Raw genomic sequence first — 1,082 nt, 5'->3', positions numbered from 1 at the left:
ACAATGTTGATAGTTGGACCCAGAATCGAGGAGGAATACCATGCTGAAATTGGACGCTCCAGCCCGGACAAGCCTTGCCCCGGCCAGCTCGGACGAGCATATCGTGGCCATGTTTCTCGCCACCTACCGGGACCGTTCCGCTTACACGACGAGAAATTACCGAATCGCCATCCGGCATTTCCGCGGCTTCGTACACCCGAAGACATTAGGCGAAGTCACGTGGATGGACGTGGAATCCTATAAAGACACGCTCTTAACCGGAGGTCAGCCGAACGCCGCGAAGAAAATGGCGCCCGCCTCCGCGGCGGTTTATTTGGCCTCCATCCGCTCCCTGTACCGCTGGGCAAGCGATCCGAACATCGGGCTGCTGCCGCACAACCCCACGACGCCGATCCGGCTGCCGAAAATCGAGGTGACGAGCCGCAGCCGGTACTTGACCAAATCGGAGCTCGGGACCATGCTGGGCGAGCTGAAGAAGCAAGGGACGCGGAATTATTTGATCGGGCTCATGCTCGCGCTCACCGGTCTGCGCGTATCCGAACTGGCGGCGCTGGAGTGGAACGATTTCCAGGAAGACGTGACGGATAAATTCCTTTGGTTGATCGTTAGAAACGGCAAAGGCGGGAAAGCGCGTTACGTCAAAGTTCCGGAGCTGCTGAGGAGGCTCCTGAATCGATATCGCAAAGAAGAAGGGATTTCGCAGGCAAGCGACGCGCGCGTATTCCCCATATCCGTGCGTCAGGTGGATCGGATTCTGGAGAAGGCGCGGAAATCGTGCAAGCTCGGCAAAAAAGCGACGCCGCACTGGTTCCGCCATACGAACGCGACGCTCGCGCTCCTGGGCGGCGCTACGCTGCAGCAAGTGCAGGAGTCTCTCGGCCATACCGATATTTCGACGACGCAGCGGTATTTGCACACCGTCGAATTCATGAAGAAAGCCGCGCCCGACTATGTGGTAGACAGCTTGAAAGGAGTTGTCGATTCTCGCGAAAAGCCCTGACAAATCCTGTGTATTATGCTAGAATAAAAGGGAGGAATTCATTGAAGGAAGTCGAAATTTAATGTCCAACTATCAACATTGT

General features: G+C 56.1%; 1 protein-coding gene. It reads left to right on the top strand.

Features of this window, described 5'->3' with window-relative positions; translation table 11 throughout:
• Positions 1 to 40: 40 nt before the first annotated feature.
• Entirely contained in the window at positions 41 to 1,000 is a 960-nt protein-coding gene (locus PTZ19_RS25260) for a tyrosine-type recombinase/integrase (protein WP_276358475.1), read from the top strand.
• The last annotated feature ends 82 nt before the right edge of the window (positions 1,001 to 1,082 follow it).

The sequence above is a fragment of the Cohnella caldifontis genome, from assembly GCF_029360585.1.
GTDB classification, from domain to species: Bacteria; Bacillota; Bacilli; order Paenibacillales; family Paenibacillaceae; genus Cohnella; species Cohnella caldifontis.
This window is presented reverse-complemented; position numbering and strand designations above follow the sequence as displayed.